The sequence below is a fragment of the Pectobacterium nicotianae genome (assembly GCF_023272715.1).
GTDB lineage: Bacteria > Pseudomonadota > Gammaproteobacteria > Enterobacterales > Enterobacteriaceae > Pectobacterium > Pectobacterium brasiliense.
This window is the reverse complement of record NZ_CP096821.1, coordinates 2641088-2666844: the sequence shown is the minus strand read 5'-3', so window position 1 is coordinate 2666844 and position 25757 is coordinate 2641088. Positions and strand designations below refer to the sequence as shown.

At 55.8% G+C, this 25757-nt stretch carries 9 protein-coding genes and 1 pseudogene; 6 read left to right on the top strand and 4 right to left on the bottom strand.

The window, feature by feature from the left end:
* Positions 1-152: 152 nt before the first annotated feature.
* From MYB54_RS11955 to manX, 4 genes are all read right to left on the bottom strand, one after another.
* Positions 153-611: a DUF986 family protein gene (locus MYB54_RS11955; RefSeq protein ID WP_039500856.1), complete on the bottom strand. Its 459-nt coding sequence runs from the start codon at positions 609-611 to the stop codon at positions 153-155.
* Between the two features lie 61 nt (positions 612-672).
* Positions 673-1515, bottom strand: a complete 843-nt coding sequence (locus tag MYB54_RS11950; protein ID WP_014915287.1) for a PTS mannose transporter subunit IID — start codon at positions 1513-1515, stop codon at positions 673-675.
* A gap of 14 nt (positions 1516-1529) precedes the next feature.
* On the bottom strand, positions 1530-2327 hold the full coding sequence (locus tag MYB54_RS11945) for a PTS mannose/fructose/sorbose transporter subunit IIC (RefSeq protein WP_014915288.1): 798 nt from the start codon (positions 2325-2327) through the stop codon (positions 1530-1532).
* A gap of 178 nt (positions 2328-2505) precedes the next feature.
* Positions 2506-3474 (bottom strand): PTS mannose transporter subunit IIAB, encoded by a 969-nt coding sequence (gene manX / locus MYB54_RS11940; protein WP_248720812.1) that lies wholly within the window; start codon positions 3472-3474, stop codon positions 2506-2508.
* Positions 3475-4043: 569 nt separating this feature from the next.
* On the opposite strand from manX, the gene MYB54_RS11935 reads away from it, so the two are divergent.
* The 6 genes and pseudogenes from MYB54_RS11935 (at position 4044) to MYB54_RS11910 (ending at position 25756) form a co-directional block, all read left to right on the top strand.
* The gene (locus MYB54_RS11935) at positions 4044-5600 is read left to right on the top strand and encodes a TerC family protein (protein WP_075278093.1); all 1557 of its coding nucleotides are present in this window, start codon (positions 4044-4046) and stop codon (positions 5598-5600) included.
* Positions 5601-6067: 467 nt separating this feature from the next.
* A pseudogene (locus tag MYB54_RS11930) lies at positions 6068-6460 on the top strand (POTRA domain-containing protein); the annotation flags it as partial.
* A 114-nt stretch (positions 6461-6574) separates the two neighbouring features.
* Complete coding sequence (locus MYB54_RS11925) at positions 6575-13210, top strand: filamentous hemagglutinin N-terminal domain-containing protein (protein ID WP_248720811.1); 6636 nt, start codon at positions 6575-6577, stop codon at positions 13208-13210.
* A complete protein-coding gene (locus tag MYB54_RS11920; protein ID WP_248720810.1) occupies positions 13173-24938 on the top strand; it encodes a hemagglutinin repeat-containing protein in 11766 nt (3921 codons plus the stop codon). The genes MYB54_RS11925 and MYB54_RS11920 overlap by 38 nt, the downstream gene beginning before the upstream one ends.
* Before the next feature lie 4 nt (positions 24939-24942).
* Positions 24943-25341, top strand: coding sequence for a barstar family protein (locus MYB54_RS11915; protein ID WP_014915292.1), 399 nt, complete (start codon positions 24943-24945; stop codon positions 25339-25341).
* 139 nt (positions 25342-25480) lie between these two features.
* Positions 25481-25756: a DUF6966 domain-containing protein gene (locus MYB54_RS11910; protein WP_014915293.1), complete on the top strand. Its 276-nt coding sequence runs from the start codon at positions 25481-25483 to the stop codon at positions 25754-25756.
* Position 25757: the final 1 nt, after the last annotated feature.

Here is a 25757-nt window from a genome sequence, read left to right as displayed (position 1 = left end):
GTGTTAATAATGCAATTGATAATTATTTTCATTTGATTGCCGAAATAGAACGATCGTACAAAATAACGACAAGGTTAATGTGGTTAAAATACCATCTAAAGAGAAGGTGTATACTTGTGCTTATTTTAAATAATTTTTCTGATGAGTTTACCCTATTGATTCTCAACCATAAATTTATATATTTTTTCTAAATCATCAAGCTGCGTAACCTGTATCAATAAGCGGCGCTTCTCCAGTTCGATGACTAATACACCATCCTCAGATAAATTCATATTTTTAATTCTGGTATAAGGAATGAATATATTTGCATAAAAGAAGCCGGTTGATTTAAACATCAGTTTGGGACGACGAATATAGGCCAGGTAGCACGCCATGAAGGCCAGAGAAATCAAAAGATAGGTAGTGATAATCGCGCCATTATTCATCACGTTTTGATAAATAAGAATACCCACTAAACCGATAAAAATCAGCGTATCGAGCCGGTTCATCCGCTTCAGCGGGACGAGGAGTTGGGTTTTGCCTTTGAGTTTATCCATGATGAACTCATCATAGATGGCATAAGCCAGTGCTAACGCAATTAACACAACCAGCGTGATATCTGTCATTGTCATCCGTATTACCCTTGTCCGTCATAAAAAATGGCCGGGCGTATTGGCACCCGGCCACTGAACATTACACGCCGAGCAGGCCGATCCAGTACCCGAAGATACCAATGGCGAAGAAGCCCATGATAAGCCACAGCGCGTTGACCTTGCGCCGTAACAGCCACATACAGCCGAACGTCAGCAGTAGGGGAACAAGTCCCGGCATGAGCTGGTCAAGGATGGATTGAACGGTGGTCACTGTGGTTTCCCCGTTCTGATTCGTCACTGTCGACACCACCATCGGGATGTTGACGTGAGTCCATTTATTGACCAATGCCCCCATGACGAACAAGCCGAGAATAGAGGCGGCCTCCGTCATTTTTTGCAGGAAACCACCGCCCATATCGCTGACGATATCGATCCCTTTACGGTAGCCGTAGGCGACGCCATAGTAACGCACCAGCAGGCGAACCAGGTTAAACAGGACGAAGAAGAGAATTGGCCCCAACAGGCTGCCGCTCATGGCAATCCCTGCGCCGAGCGCAGCGAATACCGGACGTGCAGTGCCCCAGAATATCGGGTCGCCGACGCCAGCCAGTGGCCCCATCAGCCCGACTTTCAGACCGTTTATTGCCGCGTCATCTATAGGAGCACCGTTCGCACGTTGCTCTTCCATCGCCATGGTTACGCCGAGTATCGGCGCGGCAACAAAAGGCTGTGTATTGAAGAACTCCAGATGGCGTTTGATTGCCTGTTTACGCTCTTCCGAATTTTCAGGATAAAGACGGCGAATCACCGGCACCATGGAAAAACAGAAGCCGAGCGCCTGCATACGTTCAAAGTTCCAGGAGCCTTGAAACAGGTTGGAACGGATAAACACCGCGCGGATGTCGCTGTCAGTGAGTTTTTTGACATTCGTATTTTCGACCATTTTTCTCACTCCTGTTAATCCAGTTCGTTATCAAGGTTGTTATTGCCTGATGAAACCGGCTGGCCTTGAACCTTGTTATATTTCGGGCTGAGCTGGATATACAGCACCGCCATCACAATACCAATTACGCCCAGCGCCACCAGGTTAAACTGGGTGAACGCGGCGGTAACGAAGCCAAGATAGAAGAACGGCATCAGGTAGCCCGCGCGCATCATGTTGATGACCATCGCATAACCCACAACGACAATCATGCCCCCGGCGATATTCAGACCGTTGGTCACCACTTCCGGGATGGAGTTCAGTAGCGCATGAACAGCGTCGGTACCAACGGAAACGGCAACGATTACTGCAGGAATCGCGATACGCATGGCCTGTAGCAGTAGGGCAGAAACGTGAATCCAACTGATAGCCGTTAGATTACCTCGCTCTGCCGCGCTGTCTGCCGCATGCTGGAACGCAACGGTGATGGTACGAACAATGATGGTTAATACTTGCCCAGCGGCAGCGAGCGGAATGGCCAGAGCAATCCCTGCACCGATCCCCTGACCGCCGGCAATGACCAGAATGGTTGAGATAATGGATGCCAGCGCCGCATCTGGTGCTACTGCCGCACCGATGTTCATCCAGCCTAACGCGATCATTTCCAGCGTACCGCCGATAATGATCCCCGTTTTTAAATCACCTAACACTGCACCAATCAGCGTACAGGCGACGAGTGGACGGTGGAACTGGAATTCATCAAGAATCGAACCCATCCCCGAAACACACGCGACGAGAAATATCAGCACAATTTGAAGTGTGGTAATCTCCATCGTACTTCTCCTATAAAATGTGTCTGAGTAAAAATAAATCGCCATCCCCCGTTGATTTCCTATGTCGACATAAAGCTTTTCAATATCGACATAAATGCATATCTTGAAAATCGTCAGGTCTATAAAGCTATTATTGATGGTGACATTAGCGTTAATAACCGTCGTAGCACGATAGGCATCAACGCGGCATTTTGTTAATTAAGTCCATCATTTTAATTCGGGAATCGGTTGATACTTTCCGAACCTCCAATTCAATACCGCGTTTATCTAATTCACGGAACGCCGCAATGTCCTTCTCATCGATAGAGACGGCATTATTGACCTGCGTTTTCCCCTGCTTGAATGCCATCCCGCCAATATTGACCGAGGTGATATTTACGCCATTTTCGATCAGCGTTAATACATCCGTCGGATTGGTGAACAGCAGCATCACGCGGTCGTCGGCATATTTCGGATTGTCATAAACACGAACGGCTTTTGCCACATCCACCACGTGCGCGGTAACGCCCGGTGGCGCAACCTGAGTCAGCAACGTTTTACGCACGTGATCGGCGGCGACTTCATCGCTGACAACAATAATGCGCGAAACATTGGTTTCTTTCGTCCAGCGGGTGGCGACCTGACCATGAATCAGGCGGTCGTCGATACGAGCCAGCCCAATCTTCATGTGTTCGCCGGGTCCTGCCGGTGTGGGTACAGCGTTGGCCTTTGGGGTTGGTGGAGGAGAAGGGGACGCGACTTTGGATTTTTCCTGATGTTTCAGGGCTTTTACGCCATCTCTGCCGGTTTCCAACGCGATAGAAACCAGATCGGAGAAGGACGGATTATCATCCCGGGCCATAAAGGTTTCCGCTAGCATGGGAATATTCACGCCGGCGATAACATCATGGTTTTCTTTGTCGGTGACGAGGCGGCTGGCGGCGTTGAATGGGCTGCCGCCCCAGGTATCAACGAGAAACAGCACGCCTTGTGATGTGTCTAACTGCGTGAGTTTTTCCTGATATTTTTCTATCAATGTTTCGGCGTTTTCTCCAGGAACGAAATCAATCCAGGCGACATTACTTTGCTCGCCAAGAATCATTTCTGCCGTCTTTAACAGCGGTCCCGCAGTGGCGCCGTGAGTGCATAACATGATTGCAATACTCACTTGCTACCTCCTCACGTTCACGATCAAAAAAGAGTCAATGTGTCAGGAAACCGGGTTAGCGTTCACGAGCTGAACGCTAACCGTCGCGGTATTAGTATGGCTGCAAGAAAAAATTTTACCGTGGATTCATGACATTCACTGTGTTCCTCCAGGTTGTCAGGCTAGAAATCGTGACTGACAGATTTATTTTACTTATCGAAAAAATAAATAGTGTGATGATGCTCTAATGCTGACCAGTTAAACCACGGGCTAAAAGGGCGCTAAATAGGAAAATTTAGACGCGTTATCAATGCGAAGCCGACCGGAAGAAATTCTTTGTGAAAATTGGTAACAACCTGTTAGAGTAAACGTCCCTTAAATTGCTTAGGAGCACCGGGCATCAGCCCTTCCCATGGACTGTCACCGACAAAACGTTCTCTGTTTTCCCGCTAATGCTGGCGGTTTTCTGTACTCAGCTGGTCACTCAGACCACATTCAGAATCTCTCTGATTCACACCAACTCTTTTTATTACCATTCAATGCGGCTCATGCATTGATGTCATCTGCTCGTTCATTTTCTGGAGTCTGACATGGAATTTTTGCTAGATCCTTCAATCTGGGCAGGCTTATTGACGCTGGTGGTACTGGAAATTGTTCTGGGTATCGACAATTTGGTGTTTATCGCCATTTTGGCGGATAAGTTACCTCCCAAACAGCGAGATAAAGCCCGCATTATCGGTTTAAGCCTGGCGCTGTTAATGCGTCTGGGGCTGTTGTCTTTGATTTCCTGGATGGTCACCCTGACGCGTCCACTGTTTAGCCTTGGCGATTTCAGCTTCTCGGGTCGTGACCTGATTTTGCTGTTCGGCGGCGTGTTCCTCTTGTTCAAAGCGACGATGGAGCTACATGAACGGCTAGAGAATAAAACGCACGACGGCAATGGCAATCGCGCCCACGCGAGCTTCTGGGCCGTCGTGGCACAGATCGTCGTGCTGGATGCCGTGTTCTCGCTGGATGCCGTGATTACTGCGGTAGGAATGGTGGATCACCTGGGCGTCATGATGACGGCGGTGATCATTGCGATGGGCGTCATGCTGATTGCTTCTAAGCCGTTGACCCGATTCGTCAATGAGCATCCAACGGTGGTTGTCCTGTGTCTCAGCTTCTTGCTGATGATTGGTTTGAGCCTGATGGCGGAAGGTCTTGGCTTCCACATTCCGAAAGGTTATCTGTACGCGGCGATTGGCTTCTCTATCCTGATCGAGCTGTTTAACCAAATTGCCCGTCATAACTTTATGAAGCATCAGTCGCACCGTCCTTTGCGTGAACGCACCGCAGAGGCTATTTTGCGCCTGATGGGCTCACGGAAAAACACGGACGATGTGGATGCGGATGAACCGCAGAAGAAACTCACTACAGAGGAATTCGCTGAGGAAGAGCGCAATATGATCAGCGGCGTGCTGACGTTAGCCTCGCGTTCGCTGCGCAGCGTGATGACGCCGCGTACTGAAATTTCCTGGGTGGATAGCGCAAGTTCTGTCGAACAGATCCGTATGCAATTGCTGGATACGCCTCACAGCCTGTTCCCAATCTGTCGTGGCTCGCTGGATGAGCTTATTGGCGTCGTCCGCGCCAAGGATCTGCTGGTGGCGCTGGAAACGCAGACCGATGTGGAAAGCTTTGCTGCGGCTAACCCGCCAATCGTCGTGCCGGAAACGCTGGATGTGATTAACCTGCTGCCTGTTCTGCGTCGTGCGAAAGGTAGCCTGGTTATCATCGCCAACGAATTTGGTGTGGTGCAAGGGTTGGTCACGCCGCTGGACGTGCTGGAAGCGATTGCGGGCGAATTCCCGGATGAAGACGAAACGCTGGATATCATCCCTGACGGCGAAGGCTGGTTGGTGAAAGGCGGAACGGATCTACACGCGTTGCAACAGGTGGTGAATAGCAGCGAGCTGGTTGATCCGAAAGAAGATTATGCTTCACTGGCAGGAATGCTGTTGGCGCATAGTGATGAGTTCCCGAAAGTCGGTGCCATCATCGAGTTGTACAACCTGCGCTTCCACATCATCGAAGTGTCCGAATACCGTATTGAACTGGTGCGTGTAGAACGCATCGTCGATAGAGAAGAGGATGAAGACGCGTAAGCCGTTCTGCGTAAGTAGATGACAAAATGAAGCCCGCCAATGTGGCGAGTGTTGAGCGTTTAAGAATATTTAAACGTTCCTGCCAGTAAAAGACAATCCGGAATCAGTCCTCTGATTCCGGATTTTTTATGTCTAAACCATGATATGGATTTCGTTGTTGATACCTTGTTTCTAAACGTAGGTTTTTCCTGCCTCTCTTCTGCATGGCCATGCTACCTCGTGTAATGACTAAGGTTCTGAATGCTGCGGAACGTGATGAGATACAAGCGTAGAGTCGATAAGAAGAGGTCATGAAATACGCAATATTGTATGACGGGGTGTCACCAATCTAAAATTATTGCTTAAGGAAGTATTTTATCGTGACTTAACGCAAACCCATTGTCATAAAATTATATATTACCTGACATATTGAGCTTGGTAATTAACGGTTCTACTATGCCAAAAAAATTATTATCAGGGATGAAGCCATGCGTGGTTTTTTCAGGCTGTTCGTTATCATGCCTGCGCTATTTTCTTATACCGTACTCTCCGCGCCGCTTAATTCGGCAGACAGAAATGATATTCAGCAGCGGCAGGCCGAGGTGATTGACCAGTCTCTGCAGCAGCGTGATGCCTTATTGCAGTTAAATCAAACACAAACGACGATAAACTCAAATGGAAGGAGCGATGCCGAGCACGCTTTTTCTACTAAGAGTATTAATGATCACAATAGATCTTTGTTAGATGAAAAAGATAAAAATAAGTTAAGTAAAGGACGCATTAATCGTTGTACTAATGTTAACAATATAAATCAACTCATTCATGACGTCGGTAATTGGTATATCGAACGGGGCTATATAACCAGTCTGGCTATTCCATCGTGAGTCTCGCCAGTAAAAACCGGATAGCACGGTTGTGTATTACCGCGTTGGGCTGTCTTTTTAATTTTTAACTTTTTGTTGTTCATGAGTAGTCATTAAGACCGGGGATCAGGGATGAAACCAATAAAAACCACACAGCGCCTGCTGGCGTATACGCTGATCCACCTGATTGCATTTCAGCCGCTGCTGCCAGCCATGGCGGCGGGGGTGCAGGTGGCGACGGGCAATACCGCGCTGGATCAGGCCGGCAATGGCGTCCCGGTCATCAATATCGCCACGCCAAACAGCGCGGGGATCTCCCACAACCAGTACCGCGATTTTAACGTCGACAAGCCCGGTCTGATCCTGAATAACGGCACAGAACAGCTCAATCCCACGCAGCTCGGCGGGCTGATCCAGAACAACCCTAACCTGAAAGGCAAAGCTGCCGACGCCATCATCAACGAAGTGGTGTCCAGCAACCGCAGTACGCTGGCGGGCTACCTGGAAGTCGGCGGCAAGCAGGCCAGCGTCATCGTGGCGAACCCCAACGGCATCACCTGCGATGGCTGCGGCTTTATCAACGCCCCGCAGGTGACGCTGACCACCGGAAAACCGCAGCTGGACGCGCAGGGGAACCTGCAGCATATCGACGTGAAGCGCGGCGATATCACGCTGACCGGGCAGGGGCTGGATGCGAGCAAGAGTGACTACCTGAGCCTGATAGCCCGCACCGCGCAGATTGATGCCGGGCTGAATGCCAACGATGCGAGGATTGTGCTCGGTGCCAATCAGGTCGATGCGACGGGCAAGGTGACGGCGCAGGCGGCGGACAGCGACGTGGCTGGCAGTAATGTAAAAGTCGCGCTGGATACGGGCGCGCTCGGCGGGATGTACACCAACCGCATCAAACTGGTTTCCAGCGATAAAGGCGTGGGCGTTAACGTCGGCAACCTGAGCGCGCGCAGCGGCGATATCACGCTGTCGGCCAACGGCAAGCTCAGCCTCGGCGATGCGGTGGCGAAAGGCACTATTCAGGCGGATGCGGACGCGTTGGCGCTGCGGGGCAAGCAGCAGGCGGGTGACGTGCTGACGCTGACCGCGAAGCAGGACATCACGCTGCAGGACGCCACGCTGCGGGCCGGGAAGGATATCGCTCTCCGGTCAGACGGGGCGCTGAACGCACAAAACAGTCTTATCAGTGCGGGCGTCGATGCACAGGGCACGGTCAACTCTGCCAATCAACTCATTCTCAAAGGTGACAATGTCACTCTTAACGCGACCCAGCTTGCCGCGGGCAAGGTGACGGTCGGGGCGGGACAATCGCTGCAGCAGGATGCGAAAAGCGGTATCAAGGCAGAATCGGCGCTTGAGATGCGCGGCGACACGGTGTCACTGGCGGGCAGCGCGGGCGCTGAAAACGTGCGACTGGAAGCAAAGACCCTTAACGGTGCCGGCAGCGCCCAGCTTCAGGCGAAGAACAATGCCACGGTGCGTGTTACGCAGCAGGGCGACTGGCAGGGGAATTTGACGGCCGGTAATGTGCTCACCGTTGACGGTGGGCGTCTGATGCAGCACGGCACGCTGGCAGGGAAAACCCTCGCGCTGACGTTAGAGACGCTGGATAACCAGGGCGATATCGCTGCGTTGCAGGCACTGACGTTCAGCGGCGGTGATATAACGAACCGCAGCACGCTGGCCGCCGCCGATCGGTTGGCGGTTAACGCGCAGCGCCTGGATAACCGCGGATTACTCAGCGCCCGGCACGAGGTGAAACTTGAACTGCAGGCGGCGCTGAACAATCAGGGCAATATCCTGACGGATAACTCGCTGTTTTTGCTGGCTGACAACATCACCAACGGTGGTACGCTGCAGGCCGCCACGCTGACCGCACAGGCTGACAGTTTCACCAGTCAGGGCGAGGTGACCGCAAACGCACTTGACCTGACCAGCCAGACGAGCGAAAACCACGGCGTTATCAACGCCCGGCAGATGCTGGCGCTGCACGGCGGCAGTCTGGTGAATCGCGGCACACTCAGCGCGGGTGAAAAACTGGCGCTGACGCTGGGTGACTCACTGGATAACCGCAGCCTGATGCAGGCGGGCAACACCCTGCAGATAACCGCTGACCGTCTCAGTAATGACGGCACGCTCACCGCCCCTGACTTACAGCTGCACACCGGCACGCTTGCCAATCAGGGGACGATTCAGGCTGACAACGCGCTGCAGCTGGACGCCACGCGTTCACTGACGCAGTCCGCCCGCGGTACGCTGCTGGCGGGCACCGACCTGACGATAAACGCGGGACAGGCGGAGACCGACGGTGCGATTCAGGCGCAGCAGTTCCTGCTGAATGCTGAGCGTTGGCTGAACGCGGGCAAAACCAGTATGACCGGCGACGGACAGATTACCGCCGGGCAACTGGACAACCGCGGCAGCTTGTTGACCGCAGGCAACTGGACGATCCACAGCGATGGAGCCAGCAATGCGGGGGCGTTGCAGGGTAATGCCCTGACGATTCACACCAATACCCTCACCAGCAGCGGGCAGGCACAGGCGAAGGGGGCGGTGAACCTGACCGTCGCCGATACCTTTATCAATAGCGGCGACTGGCTCAGTGGAGAGGCGCTGCATCTTCAGGCGGTGAAGACCGAGAACCGGGGCTCGCTGCAGGCGTTAACGGTGACGACAGACGGCGCGTCTTTCGACAACCGCGGTATGGTCAGCGGTATCAATACTCTGTCGCTCTTCTTAACCGGCCATCTGGCTAACGCCGGTACGCTACAAGGTAATGAGCTTCGTGCGAATGCGGTACAGCTTGATAATCAGGGCACGTTGCGGGGCACGGACGCGTTGACGCTGGCTGTCACTGGCCATCTGGCGAATACCGGTACGCTGCAGGGCAATCAGCTCCGTGTGGACGCGGCACAGCTCGATAATCAGGGCACGCTGCGGGGCACGGACGCGTTGACGCTGGCGATAACCGGCAACCTGTCGAATCAGGGTGAGTTACTGAGTGACGGTGACAGCAGCGCCACGGCACAGCGGTTTATCAATCGGGGCACGTTGCAGGCAAAAAACGTCACGCTGCAGGTGGATGAACTCGATAACGCGGGAAACATCCTCGGCGTGTCCTCGCTGACGCTGACGGCGGCCAACGGGCTGACCAACCGGCAGACGGGCAAGCTGCTGTCTCAGGGCGCGGCGGTGCTGACGGCGGCGGAGGGGGTGAATACCGGAGAGTGGCAGGCGAAAGCGCTGACGCTGACGGCGAATAATCTCACCAATGACGGCCAGATCCAGGGCGATGAGGCCTTATCCCTGACGCTGCCAGCGACAGACGGCAAAGGGACGTTAATCAACCGCGGCACGCTGACGACGGGTGGGGACGCCACGCTGTTCGCGCGCCTGATGGAGAATCAGGGCACGCTCTCCAGTCTGGGGCGTACTGAACTGACAGCAGTGTCGCTGATTAACGACGGGCGAGTGGTCGCGGCGACGGGGCTGTCGCTGCGCGGCGACTATCAGGGGCGTGGCCTGCTGAACACGGCGGGCACACTGACGCTGCACGGCGACACGCTGGCGAATAACGGGCACTGGGAAAGCCGGGCGCTGTCCCTGCAAGGGAAGCACTTGACCAATCAGGGCACGGTGCTGGGGAACACGGTCGCGCTGTCTCTGGATCGTCTGGTTAACCACGGTGACATCACCGGTGTCGATGCGCTAACGCTGTCGCTCGGCGACAGCCTGAATAATATCGGCACGTTGCGCAGCGACAGCCTGTCGGTTGCAGCGGTGGACGTGAACAACCGCGGCGACATGCAGGGTATTAATACTCTGCAACTGAACACCACCGGTCTGCTGGATAACGCGGGCGTCATCAGCGGCAGCAATACGCTGGCGGTGACAGCCGGTGACGTCAAACAGGGCGGCACGCTGGAAGGAAAAACCGTCACGCTGGACGCTGCCTCGCTGACCAATCAGGGCAAGATGCTGGGTGTGGATGCGCTGACGCTCGCCATTGTGGGCACGGTCACGAACAGTGGGAATGTGCTGACGCAGGGCACCGGTTCGGTTGCCGCTCAGCAGGTGGACAATAGCGGCCTGATGCAGGCAGCGTCCCTCTTGCTTGATGCGGATGAGGTTACTAATGCCGGGCAGCTGCTGGGGATTGACGCGCTGTCCATCACCGCACAGCATGGGCTGACCAATCAACAAACCGGCACACTGCTGACGCAGGGCGCGGCGGTGTTACAGGCTGCGCAGGCGGCGAACCACGGCGAGTGGCGGGCGGATAACCTGTCGCTGCGGGCTGCACGCTTCACCAACGCAGGACGGGTTCAGACCGAAGGTAATATGGACATCGCCATAGAATCCGCGGGTGCCCTTCATCAACGTTCACTCCTGCCAATGGCGCTGTCGCTGGCGGCAGATATCCAGCAACTCAATGCGCAGCCTTCCCCTCAGATTGGGTTACCTGTCGACGGCAAACTGGACAACCGCGGCACACTGGTCTCCGGGGGCGACATCCAGCTGCGCGCCACGCAGCTAGCCAATCAGGGCTCCCTCGCCAGCAACGGCACGGCAACCCTTATCGGTGAGACGGTGGCGAATGACGGCGATATCGTGGCCGTCACCGGGCTGTCACTGGTGGGCCATTATCAGGGCAGCGGGTCGCTGCAGACTGACGGTCTGCTGGACTGGTCCGGTGCGACGCTCACCAACCGCGGGCGCTGGCAGGCGAATGCCATTCAGTTGCAGGGAATAACGCTGGATAATCAGGGCACGCTGCTGGGGCAGCGCACCGACATCACGGCCGATAGCCTGTTTAACAGCGGCGAAGTCGCCGGGGTTGAGGCACTGCAACTGACTGTTGCCGATAGCCTGACCAATCAGGGGCAACTGTATGGGGCGACGTTAGGGCTGTCGGCGACCGACCTGTTCAATCAGGGTGAACTCTCCGGTGACGCGCTGCACCTGACGCTGCAGGATGCGGCTCGCAATAGCGGTCTTATCAGCGGCAGCCAGCGGGTACAGCTTGAGGCAGGTCAGGTCGACCAGTTGGGTTCACTGGAAAGCCGCCAGTTGCAGGTGCAGGCGAACGCACTGGACAATCAGGGCACGATGCTGGGTGTCGATGCGCTGACGCTGGCGATTAACACCACGGCGCGCAACAGCGGAAAATGGCTGAGTCAGGGCGACAGTACGCTGACCGCCAGCCGACTGGAAAACCGTGGGCAATGGCAGGCGAAGACGCTGACGCTGACGGCCGATGAGGTCGGGAATGCCGGCCAGCTGTTGGGACTGTCGGCGCTGACGCTGACGGCGAAAAACCGTCTGGACAATGCGAAAACCGGCCAACTGCTCACTCAGGGGCTGGCAGTGCTGAACGCGGCCGAGGCGAGCAATGACGGTGAATGGCAGGCAGACAGCCTGACGCTCGACGCGCAGAACCTGATTAACCGCGGGCACCTTCAGGGCGACCAGTCACTGAAGCTGACGCTGGCAAACGGTGATGTAGACAATAAAGGTACGTTGTGGAGCAAGAACACCGATATTGCTGCCCGTACGCTGACCAACGCGGGTGAGATGACCGGCGTGAACGGTCTGCAACTGACGCTGGATGAGGCCTTAACCAATCAGGGGGCGCTGAGCAGCTATCACCTGACCGCGCAGGCCGACAGGCTGGACAACCGAGGAAAAATCAACGGCCTTGACCAGCTCGAACTGACCGTTGGTGACAGCCTTGATAATCAGGGCACGCTCTACGGGGCAGCGCTGGCGCTGAACGCGAACGATCTGACCAATAGTGGCACGCTCACCGGCGTCGACAACCTGAATCTAAATCTGAATGGGGTACTGAATAACACGCGTGACATCAGCAGCAATGTGCTGACGCTCAAAGCCAATGATGTATTCAACCACGGCACCCTGACGGGCGTGAACGGGCTGACGCTGGAGCTCGGCAATCAGATGGATAATCAGGGCGCGCTGAACAGTCAGGCACTTGCCATTGCCGCCCGCGACGTGACCAACGGCGGACTGCTTAACGGCACGCGTGACCTGCAACTGACGCTGGGCGGCACCCTGAGCAACACCGGGGACCTCACCAGCCAGCGCATCGATATCACTGCAGCGGACGTGCTGAACCACGGGCAGGTGCTGGGCTCGGACGATCTGCAACTCGATCTGCGTAATAAACTGGATAACCGCGGTTTAATCAGCGGCAGCACCACGCTGGGTATCGTTGCGAACGATATCGACCAGCAGGGGACGCTGGAAGCCCGCGCGCTGACGGTGGACGCGCAGACGCTGGATAACCACGGAAAAATGCTGGGCGTCGATGCACTGACGCTGGCGATTGCGGATACGGCCCGCAATCAGGGGAAATGGCTGAGTCAGGGCAGCAGCACGCTGACGGCGGATCGGGTCGACAATCACGGGCAGTGGCAGGCAGGTGACCTCACGCTGCAGGCCAGCGAGCTGACTAACAGTGGGCAGATTTTTGGTATTGATGCGTTGTCGCTGAGCGCCGCCAACGGCCTGACGAATCAGCAAAATGCGAAACTCCTGTCGCAGGGCGTCGCGGTACTGCGTGCCGCTAGCGTGACAAACGACGGCGACGTGCAGGCAGACCGCCTGACGTTTGACGCCCAGCAGCTGACCAACCGCGGGCGGATACAGGGGGATCACGGGTTAGCCATCGCGCTGGACCGTACCAATCCGGCCAGCCGTGTTAACCAATCAGGGCACGCTGCTCTCCGGCGGTGACGGCTGGCTGAGCGCCAGCCAGCTCGACAATCAGAGCAGCGTGTCCGGCGTGGGTACGCTGACGCTCGACAGCGGGGCGATAAACAACGCGGGCACTGTGATTGCCGACGGGGCGCTGTCGCTTAATGGTGACTATCAGGGCGCAGGCCTGTTGCATACCGCCGACACGCTGACGCTGCGCGGCAATCAGTTGAACAATAGCGGACGCTGGGAAAGCCGGGCGCTGGCGCTGAACGGGGGTTCGTTCAGCAACACCGGTACGGTTATCGGTGAGCGCGGCATCACGCTGGCGCTGCGTGACGGCCTGACGGTCGGCAGCACCGGCCAACTGCTGACCAACGGGGTCCTGCAGGCACAGGCGGGCACGGTCATGAACGACGGGCGCTGGCAGGGCAACACGCTGACGCTGACGGCGGATGACGTCGGGAATGCCGGCCAACTGCTGGGGCTGTCGGCGCTGTCGCTGTCGGTGAAAAACCGTCTGGACAATGCGAAAACCGGCCAACTGCTCACACAGGGCCAGGCGGTGCTGAACGCGACCGAGGCAAGCAATGACGGTGAATGGCAGGCAGACAGCCTGACGCTCGACGCGCAGCAACTGACCAACACCGGTCATATTCAGGGCGACCAGTCACTGACGCTGACAAACGGTGATGTAGACAATAAAGGTACGCTGTGGAGCAAGTACGCCGATATTGCTGCCCGTACGCTGACCAACGCGGGTGAGATGACCGGCGTTAACGGTCTGCAACTGATGCTGGATGACGCCTTAACCAATCAGGGTACGCTGAGCAGCTATCACCTGACCGCGCAGGCCGACAGACTGGACAACCGTGGGAAAATCAACGGCCTCGACCGGCTCGAACTGACAGTCGGTGACAGCCTCACCAATACCGGCACGCTGTACGGGGCGGCGCTGGCGCTGAACGCGAATGACCTGACCAACAGCGGCACAATCACCGGCGTGGACAGCCTGAATCTAAACCTGAACGGGACGCTGAATAACACGCGTGACATCAGCAGTAATGCGCTGACCCTCAGGGCCAATGACGTATTCAACCACGGCACCCTGACGGGCGTGAACGGGCTGACGCTGGAGCTCGGCAATCAGCTGGATAATCAGGGCGCGCTGAACAGCCATGCACTGTCCATCACCGCCAACGATCTCACTAACGATGGTCAGATCAACGGCACACGCAGCCTGCAACTGTCTCTCAACGATGTGTTGACCAATCGCGGCGATCTTATTAGCCAGCAAATAGCGATAGCGGCTAATGATGTGCTGAACCACGGGCAGGTGCTGGGCTCCGACGATCTGCAACTCGATCTGCGTAATAAACTGGATAATCGCGGTTTAATCAGCGGCAGCACCACGCTGGGTATCGTTGCAAACCATATCGACCAGCAGGGGACGCTGGAAGCGCGCGCGCTGATGGTGGATGCGCAGACGCTGGATAACCACGGAAAAATGCTGGGCGTGGATGCGCTGACGCTGGCGATTGCGGGGACGGCCCGCAATCAGGGTAAATGGCTGAGCCAGGGCCGCAGCACGCTGACGGCGGATCGGGTCGACAATAACGGCGGCCAGTGGCAGGCGGGCGACATCACGCTGCAGGCCAGCGAGCTGACTAACAGCGGACAGATTTTTGGTATTGCTGCGTTGTCATTGAGTGCCGCCAACGGCCTGACGAATCAGCAAAACGCGAAACTTCTGTCACAGGGCGTCGCGGTACTGCGTGCCGCGAGCGTGACAAACGATGGCGACGTGCAGGCAGACCGCCTGACGTTTGAGGCACAGCAACTGACCAACCGCGGGCGGATGCAGGGGGACCACGGGTTAGCCATCACGCTGGATCGCGCCAACCCCGCCAGCCGGTTAACCAATCAGGGAACGCTGCTCTCCGGCGGTGACGGCTGGTTGAGCGCCAGCCAGCTCGACAATCAGGGCACCGTGTCCGGCGTGGGTATGCTGACGCTCGACAGCGGGGCGATAAACAATGCGGGCAACGTGATTGCCGACGGGGCGCTGACGCTCAATGGTGACTATCAGGGCGCAGGCCTGTTACATACCGCCGACACGCTGACGCTGCGCGGCAATCAGTTGAACAACAGCGGACGCTGGGAAAGCCGGGCGCTGGCGCTGAACGGGAGTTCTTTCAGTAACGCTGGCACGGTTATCGGTGAGCGTGGTATCACGCTGGAACTGCGTGACGGCCTGACGGTCGGCAGCACCGGCCAGTTGCTGACCAACGGGGCTCTGCAGGCGCAGGCGGGCACGGTCATGAACGACGGGTTCTGGCAGGGCAAGACGCTGGAACTGTCCGCAAACGACCTGACAAACGGTGGCACGCTGCTCGGTCAGGACGGGCTGCGTCTTGATTTGCCGGGCAGCTATCAGGGAAATGCACAATCTCGTTTGCTGAGCGACGGTGAGGCTGTTATCACGGCCAAGCGTCTGAGCCAGAGCGGTGAGATAGCCGCGGGCACGCTGCACCTGACCACCACTACGCTGGATAACAGCGGGCGCGTACTGGGCAGCAGTGGTCTGACGGTCACCAGCCGTGATGAGCTGATTAACCGCGCCGGAGCGGAACTGCTGACCAACGGCGCAGGCCGCCTCGACAGCGGCACGCTGAGTAATGCCGGTACGCTGCAGGCAAACGACCTGCAACTGCGCGCTAATGGAATCGACAATCAGGGGCGTATTCAGGGCACTGACGCGCTGCGTCTACTCGACGTGTTGCGCTATGTTGGCAATAAAAGCAGTCAGCTGCTCAGCAAAGGCGCGGCTACGCTCCAGGCTAAACAGGCAGATAACGCCGGTTTATGGCAGGCAGGCACGCTGACGCTGGACGGTGACACGTTCCGCAATAGCGGCACGGTGGCGGGGCTGAACCGCCTGTCGCTCAGCGGCGACGCACTGAACAATCAGGGCGAACTGTTCTCGCAGGGCACGGTGACGTTAACCGGCACGACGCTGGAAAACGGCGGCACGCTGACGGGCGTCGGCGGCTTTACGCTGCAGTTCACCGACCGCGTGGATAACCTGGCAACGGGGCGATTGCTGAGCGGCGGCACGGGCGAACTGACGACGGATGTGCTGAACAATCAGGGGTTGTGGCAGTCGGACGCGTTACACCTGACCGCCCGTGACCTGGAACAGCAGGGCAATCTGCTGGGCGTACAGCGCGGGACGCTGCAGCTGAGCGGGACTTATCAGGGCGCGCAGGGCAGCCAGCTGGTCAGCGGCGGCGACCTGAGTCTGACGGCGCATGACATCACCAACCGCGGGCAGATACAAGGCCGCACGCTGACGCTGGGCGCGGAGGCACTCGATAATCACGGCTCCCTGCGCGGCGACCGTGCGCTTAATGCCACCGTCACCGGCCAGTTTACCCATGCCTCGCAGGCGCGTTTAAGCAGCGACGGCACGCTGAACGTGCAGGCGGCGGCGCTGGACAATCAGGGCGACATCAAAGCCACCACCACCACGCTGACGGGGAATACGTTAACCAACGGCGGCACGGTGCAGGGTATCGCCGCCTTGCAACTGGACGCGACAGACAGGATTGTCAACCAGCAGGGCGGGCAGCTGTTATCCGATGGCACCACCACGCTGAACGCGGCGGCAGTGGACAACCTCGGCTGGCTGCAGGGGCGCGGACTGGCGCTGAACACCACACAGCTGACCCAGCAGGGCAGCCTGATGGCGCAGGACAAACTGACGCTGAAAATCCCGCGGTGGGTGAACAACGGGCTGGTGCAGGCGGGCGAACTGGAGATTATCGCCGATGAACTGGACAACCACGGCACGCTGCTGGGTCTGACACAGCTGGCGCTGCAGACGCAGCGGCTGATTAACCGTCAGGGGGCGAAGCTCTACAGCGCGCAGGACCTGCGCCTGAAAACGCAGGAACTGCAACAGGACGGACAACTGGTGGCGCTGGGCAACCTGAGCGCCGACATTACCGGGCCGCTGACCTTCACCCAAAGCATGGCGGCCGGGAAACAGCTGACGCTGAACGTGGCGGGCGACCTCGACCAGCGCGGCACCTTGCAAGGGCAATCCGTCCAACTGAGTAGCACCGGCACGCTGACCAATCAGGGCAATATTCTGGCGGGCGGCGGCGAATCGCGCCTCAGTGCCAAAGATATCGTGCAGACAGAAGCGGGCAGCATTCAGGCGGGCGGCAATCTGACGCTGATAAGCGACAATACGCTGAACAATAAAGGACTGATCGGCACCACGGGCGACCTGCTGGTGCAGGCTGGCGGCCTGTTACACAACAGCAGCATGCTGTATGCGGGCGGCAATATGCGCCTGCTGTCGGATTCGCTGACCAACGTGTTTGGCACCATTCTGGCGGGCAATAACCTGCTCATTCAACGTGATGACCAGGGGGCGGCCAGCACCTCGCTGCTCAACAGCTCCGGCACCATTGAAACGCAATCCGGGGATATCACCATTAACACCGGCACGCTGACCAATCAGCGTGAGGGATTTGTGGTGACGGAAACGGAATTGGCTGGGGACTCGGTGCCGGATTGGGCTGGTGGTACATCTGTTGCAATCCCTTTATCTTGGTTTAAACCAGACGAATATAAGCTTGACACTGATTTTGAATCCAAACGTACAGGTGGTACTGGTGGCAAAAATGGCTGCCAATGTGATTCTACAACAATGTATTATCTTTACAGGCCAAAAAACAACCAAAATAAAATGGTGATGGTAGGAAATAAAAAAATTTCCATTGATGGTAAATATGGTGCTGGGAATATTTACTCCGGAAAAGACACTTACATCAGTTCAACAAGATTGATTAATGATGCATCTGGTTTTTATTCTTTAAATAACACTAGGTTGAATTTAAATGAACTTGTTAATAAATCATATCAGTCAGGTATTTTTTATAGTTACTTAACATATAAATATGATGCTTCCTCGGCGAAAAAATATAGATCTACGGAAGCAAGTAGTGCGGGGAAATATATTCCTTATTCTTTGGTTGGCACCCCAACTACCGAAAAAACCGTTGGTGAAAGCTATAACGCGTTAATTCAGGCAGGCGGCACCATTACCGCCGACGTTAAGCAGGATATCAGCAATACCACGCTGCAGCCGGGCAGCGGCGGGTTTATGCCAGCGACCACCAAACCGGTGCTGGATGTCATCACCACGCTGTCGCCGTTGCAGAAACAGACCACGCGCCAGCTGGTCAGCCAGGATTCGTCGTTTAATGCCGGGGCGGTCGACGTCACCCAAGCAGGCAGCGGACAGGCTGCATTGTCAGGTAATGCTGCAGGCATGAATGCGACGGGTAAAGCGGTGACGCTGACGCAGCAGGCGGGTACCGCGCTGCAAGCGGGCGCGCAGGCGGACAACATCACCACGGCCATCGCGGCGCCGACTGCCTCAGGGCCGTTGACGCTGAACACCGGCGACGCGGTGGTGTTATCGCCTTCTGCTTCCGGTCATATCAGCAACCCCGATGCGGTCACGCTGACGCCACAGTCTGGCACTGCGCTGCAAACCGGCGCGCAGGCGGACAACATCACGGCGACGATTACGGCACCGACTGCCGCCGGGCCGCTGACGCTGAACGCCGGCGACGCGGTGGCGTTACAACCTTCAACCTCCGGCCATGTCAGCAACCCTGATGCGGTTGCGCTGTCGTCGACGGGTCAACGGCCCGATACAGGCAAGAGCCTGACGCCGGTTAACGTGGACAACACCGCGGCGGGCATCACGGTTGCGGGCACGGTGGGCACCCCTGCCACACTGGCGACACCGGGCATGGCCGCGATTGATGCACCGAAGCCGACGGTCAGTGCAGACACCCTGCCGAGCGGGGCGACGCCTTCTGCGCCACCACTGCTTTCTGCCGCAGACTTGCTGAGCGCCATCGGCAACGGGCTGCAAAACCTGAGCACCAACCCGCTTGCGGAGTACCCGCTGCCGACCGGCAATAACGGGCTGCTGGTTGTCGATCCGAATGCCGACAGTCGCTACCTGATCCACACCAACCCGAAACTGGAACAGCTGGGACAGGTCGACAATGCGCTGTTCAGCGATCTGCAGACGTTGCTGGGGCAACAGCCGTCAACGGTGGTGCCGGTTGAGACGCGCTCGCAGTGGACGCAGGCTGACCGGGTGCTGGGCTCGTCCTATTTGCTGGACAAGCTGAATCTGGATGCGGATCACGATTACCGCTTCCTCGGGGATGCGGAGTTTGATACCCGCTATATCAGCCAGGCGGTATTGAAACAGAGCGGACAGCGTTACCTGAACGGCACCGGCTCCGATCTGCAACAAATGCAGACGCTGCTGGATAACGCGGCGGCGGCGCAGACAGGCATGAACCTGCAACTGGGCGTCAGCCTGACGCCGGATCAGGTCGCGAACCTCAGCCAGAGTCTGGTCTGGTGGGAAAATATCGAGGTCAACGGGCAGACCGTACTGGCACCGAAGCTGTATCTGGCGCAGGCGGATAAAAGCAACCTGCAGGGCAGCGCGATTGTCGCGAATAAGGTCGAGCTGAACGCGGGCGGCAGCGTCACCAACAGCGGCACGCTCAGGGCGGTTGACGTGCTGGCAATCGCCAGCGGCGATAAAATTGATAACCACGAAGGCGGCCTGATTAAGTCAGACGGCGGCCTGAATCTGGTGGCGCTCAACAACATCACCAACAGCGGCAGCCGGATTGAGGGTAACACGCTGCAGCTCGCCAGCATCAACGGCGACATCATCAACCGCACCGAAAGCCGCAACTTCCAGACCGCGCAGCCGACCTCATCGCGCAGCGGCACCGGCTCGCTGGTCTTCACCGAACTGGGCAAAACCGCCGAAATCGTCGCGGGCAACAGCCTGACGCTCAGTGCGGGCAAGGATATCCGCAACGTGGCGGCCACGCTCAACGCCGGGCAGGACATGGCGCTGAATGCCAAAGGCAATGTGGCGATGGAGGCACTGACGCTGACTAATAATCGCGTCGATATTGGCTGGGGCAGCAGCAACACCGCGCTGAATACGGCCGTGCAGGGCAGCACCGTCACGGCGGGTGGTACGCTGAAAGCCGTCGCGGGTCAGGATATTCAGATCGATGCCAGCGCGCTTTCCGGTGGCACGGCGCTGACGCTGGCAGCGGGTAACGATATTCGCCTGACGGCACAGGATACGCTGAAAGAGACGCTCTATCAGGGCGGCAGCACCGCGCAGCGCCGCACGCAGGAGGTGGCAAACAGCCAGCTTCTGACCGGCGGCGATCTGAGTCTGGTGGCGGGACGGGATGTGCTGTCCGACGCAGCCAGCCTGAACGCCAAAGGCAATGCGACACTGGCCGCCGGACGCGATCTGAATCTGCTGTCTGAAACCGAAGAAACCTACAGCGGCAACTGGTGGAACCGTCACGCCGACTGGCAGCAAAACATCACCCAGCAGAGTACCGAGTTAACGACGGGCAAAGGCCTGAACCTGCAGGCCGGCAGAGACATCAACCTGCAGGCGGCACAGGGCGTGGCGAGCGGCGCGGTAACGGCGCAGGCGGGTAACGACATCAACCTGCTGTCGGCGACGGAAACGCAGCACACCTTCTTTGAAGAAACCCAGGTCAAGAAGAAGCGGTTTTCGAAGACGGTGACGCATACCGTTCGCGATAATTTCCGCAGCGACGAGAAAGAAAGTGTCCTGTCTGGCGATAAGGTTGTGTTGCAGGCCGACCATGACATCAATATGACGGGGTCGGTGTTGTCCGGTGAGCAACTTGTCGCACTCAGCGCTGGAAATGACATCGACATGGCGGCCAGCGTCGAAACACAGCGTGTTTATGAAAAGCAGACGAAGAAAAAATCCGGGCTGATTAGCGGTGGCGGTTTGGGGTTCACTATCGGGAAACAGTCCAGCAGCGCAGAATATAACGGTGCAGAAACGCGTCAGAGCGAGTCGCGCAGTGTCGTTGGTGCCGTCAATGGCGATGTCATGATGCAATCAGGGCAACGGATTGCGATTAGCGGCAGTGACATTATTGCCGGTGGTGGAGAGGGACAGCGTGGAAATATCACGATCCGCGCACAGGAGATCGACATTACCCCCGGCCAAGACACGCGGGATATCACGATCCGTTCTGAAACGAAAAGCAGTGGAATAGGTATTGCCCTGAAAGGCACGCCGTATGACAGCTACCAGAATTTGCGGGATATTGGAAAAACGGAAGGGGTAACACAGAAAGCCCGGTTATACCTGAGTGAAGCGGCTGCGATGGTGTTCGATGCGCCTCAGATTGCGCTCTCGATAGGCCGCAACAGCAGTAAAACAGAGCAACATACGCAAGGGGTTTATCAAACGGGCAGCTCGTTAACTGCCGCCGGTGATATCCAGCTTCAGACCACGCTTGCTGAAGGGACGACAAACGTATCCCGCCCCAATGCAGGAAATATTCTGGTGTCGGGGAGCTCACTTCAGGCTGGGGGCAACCTGTTAGTGGATGCCGTGCGGGATATCAACCTGCAAAGTGCCAGCGACTGGGAAAAAACGGCGGAAAACCGTACCCAGAGTGGCTGGTCGTTCAGTAATGCTATTCCGGGAATTGGATCATCGATTCGTCATCTCAGCGGTGGGCCTAACCATGGTGTCAGTCTGATACCGTTTGCCAGCGAGTCCGCACGTGAAAAACAGCAGGGTGATACGCTGGCACAAACTGCCAGTACCCTGAGTGGTAAAAATGTGACGCTGAACAGCCAGCAACGCGATGTTCTTATCACAGGCAGCGCGGTTACGGGGATCAATGCTGTTTCTATTTCGGCTAACAATGGCAATGTTATTGTTAATCCTGGGCAAAACCATGCACGCCATGAAACCGCTGGTAGCCGCAGTACCATCGGCGACCTGGGCGGCGATGGCTACAGCGGCACGGTAGGGTGGCAGTCGAGTCGCTATCGCTCAGTCGATGACGTTAGCCAGCAAAGTGCGATTCGCAGCGTTATTCAGAGTGGCGATGGTGATATAGGTATTGCCGCAAAAGAAAAGGTCGTGATTGCGGGAACGGATGTGCAGGCAGGTAAATCTCTGCTTGTGAGTGGCCGGGATATTACGGTCGATCCGGCAGTTGATACTGAGCATCGGCTGCGTGAGCAGCAAAGCAGCCAGTACGGTGTGACGACGGCCTTATCCGGCTACGCCGTGAGTGCCTTACAGGCCGTTGAACGCCTGTCTCAATCGGTCGAGGATAAAAGAGATCCGCGTCTGAGTGCGATCTATGCAGCACAGTCGGCGCTCAGTCTCGCAACACAGACGGTCGCAAGCAATATGAATGCGGCAGCGATCAAAGTCACGGTGAGTGTAGGCGGTGGCTCCAGTCAGAGCAAACAGCAACAAGATGCGGTGACGCGTGAAGGGAGTACCTTGTCTGCTAACAGCGATATTCGTCTGGACGCAGAAAAAGATATTACCCTTGCGGGCGCGAATGTTCGTGGCCGTCATATCGATTTGAACGCGGGTCATTCACTAACGCTGATGTCGGCGCAAAGTGAATCGCAGCTTACCGGGAGTAGCAGCAGCCAGCATGCCGGTGTGGGTGTCGGTTTCGGGCTGGGTGGACAACAAAACGGCTTTACGGTAGAGCTGTCTGCCAGCGGGCAGAAGGGAAAAGAAAACGGTAATAGCCAGACGCATCAACTGACGCACGTGACAGCGACTGAGTCGGTAAATCTCCGTAGTGGTTCTGATACCGTCCTGGATGGTGCCATTGTCTCTGGCAAGCGAGTGGAGGCCGAGGTTGGTGGTGACTTGCTTATCAGCAGCCCGCAGGATACGTCCCGCTATGATAGTAAGACGACCAGCGCGGGGCTGAATGTCAGCATCTGCGTTCCACCGATTTGTGGTGGGCAAGCGGTAGCGGGAAATGCCAGCCTGAGCCAGCAGATATTGAATAATCGCTATGCCTCGGTACAGGAGCAAAGTGGTATTCAGGCAGGGGAAAATGGCTTTACGATTCGTACTCGTGGTCACACTCAGCTTGATGGGGCGATTATTGCTTCTGAGGCAACGGCAGAGAAAAACCGGCTCAGTACAGGAACGCTGGGCTGGCAGGACATAGTCAATGTGTCCCGTTACAACGGGAGCGGATTTAGTCTCAGTGTGTCAACAGACAGTATGCCGACGGCGGGGCTGGGGTTGGTTAAGGGCTCTGCCACTGGCGTGACGTATTCTGCGGTGTCTCCGGCAACGATTGAGATTCGAAATAGCGACGCGCAACAGCAGGATGTGGGCACGCTCAGCCGTGATACCTCCGGTGCCAATGGCAGCGTAAAAGACGGCTTTGACCGGAGCAAGATTGAAGACAAACTAACCATTCAGCGAGAGGCGACGGCGCTGGGTGTACAGGCGCTTGATGCCTATAAGACAAGCAAAAAAGGCGAGGCGGAAGAACAGGCCAGAACCCGTCTGATAGCTGAAGGCGTACCTGCTGCTGAACTGAATGAGCGGATACAAACCAGCCATGAAGTGAAGCAGGTCGAAAAAGATTATGGTGTCGGCAGCGCCTTCTGGATGGCGGGGTCGGCGCTGACCTCTCTGGCATCCGGGGGACTGGGTGGGAACCTGAATGGGGCCATCAGTGGTGCGGCGGCACCCTATCTGGCTGCACTGGTGAAAGATGTCTCTGCGGGTAGCGAACCGGCTCGTATTGCATTGCATACGGCACTCGGTGCTGTTCTGGCGCACACGCAGGGGGGAAGTGCAGCAGGTGGAGCCGCCGGTGGATTGGTTTCTTCGGCGGGTGCAGACGTGCTGACCAGTTTGCTTTACCCGGAGGTGAAAAAAGGCGAACTCTCTGCCGAGCAAAAACAGCTGATCGCCAATCTGGTGACAATCGCCGGCGCTGGTGCAGGAGGCATTGCCGGTGGTAATCTCGCGGGTGCAGGGAGCGGTGCGAATACAGCGAAGAATGAGGTTGAGAATAATTCGCTACGTGTTTCGCAGATAGAGGATTTTGCGGTGCGAGCGAAAGGCTGTGAGGTTCGCGGTGATTGTAAGCAGATCGTGAAAGAAATGGAGGACTTGAGCCTCAATCAACAGAAAGAAATGATTGCGGTTTGTGCTTCTGATGCTTCGGCTTGTAAAGATAAATATGGCGATATTCCAGCTAACGGGATGCTGGTTCGCGAAGCTCTGGATCGCTTGTTTGATGCTGATGTTCCATCACAGATGAAGAATGATATCTCTTCATTCTGGGCGCAGCAGATGGAGGCGGAAGGTGTCGTATCAAGTACCGAGTTCGCTCAAGGGTTGCAAAGCCGATATGGAATTGATAAACAGCAGTCGGAAATTCTTGCAGGAGCTATTCTGGGGGCGGTTACTGGTGGAATGAGTAAAGGTGGTAAAACTTCGGAAAATTCTGTTAAAAATCCGGTTAGATTCATTGAAGGAGTGAAAGTAAAAGATATTAAGACTGGACAAACCTTTAGTGGGACAGTTGATTTAAAACCCACTTTAGATCGTATTGCTAGCGGTGGAGCATACCCACATAGAAATGATGGTACTGTTTTCAAAAACCTGCCAGATAGGGGAACAGGTAAAATAGGGCTTCCTTCACAACCTATTGGATACTATAAAGAGTATGTTCATCCTACCCCGAATATATCTGGACCTGGACCTCAAAGAATTATTGTTGGACAGAGCGGCGAAGCGTATTATACGAATGACCACTATAAAACATTTATAAAAATAAGGTAATGCGATGATGGCTGATAATAATGTAGAGTCATTTTTTAAATTCAAGTCCCCTTCAGTGTCATATGACACTGGAGAGGTTTTTTTTGTAAGGCTTGATCCATTGATTTCAAGTGCAGATGAACTTTTAAAATCAATGTATTATTTGTTATGGTTTCCTGGATATTTCGGCTTCAATTGGAATTCGTTATATGATTGTCTTCGTGATTTTGAATGGATTAGCTACACTAAAATAGTTATCGAACATGATTCATTGCCTAACATTCCTGATTTTGAGTTGAAGATCTATCTTGAAATACTTAGGGATGCTGTTATTGATTGGGATGGAGATGAACTTCATCAACTGGAAATTGTATTTGATGAAAAAGATAGAGTGCGGATTCATGATATTATTATGAAAAAATAAATATTATTTTTCGCGCCACGCTCAATAGTGACGATAACGGGCTGTTAGATGTTAAAAGCAATTTTTTCAGCTACTTATAGTCGAGTTTAGCAGCGGGACTGACTAACTGGAATTTAGGTGTTTCTGAAGAGTCTTTGTAATGACAAGATCGATTGAAATAAAAGACATACTGAATGAAATGGCGCGTTTATTAACTGACTGCGATATGAATGACTGGTCGGGTATGCTGTTGCGATTGCGTGCTTACATTGATGATGACTGGCTGGATGCGATTTATAGGATACTCAACTTGTATGGCGGTATGGGATCGTTGAATGATCTTGTTTTATATAAAAATGGGCAAATGCTGCAAGCAGAGAATGACACCTTTGATAACTTAAGAACGCGTTTGTATGCGTTATCTGTGTCTCGTTAGC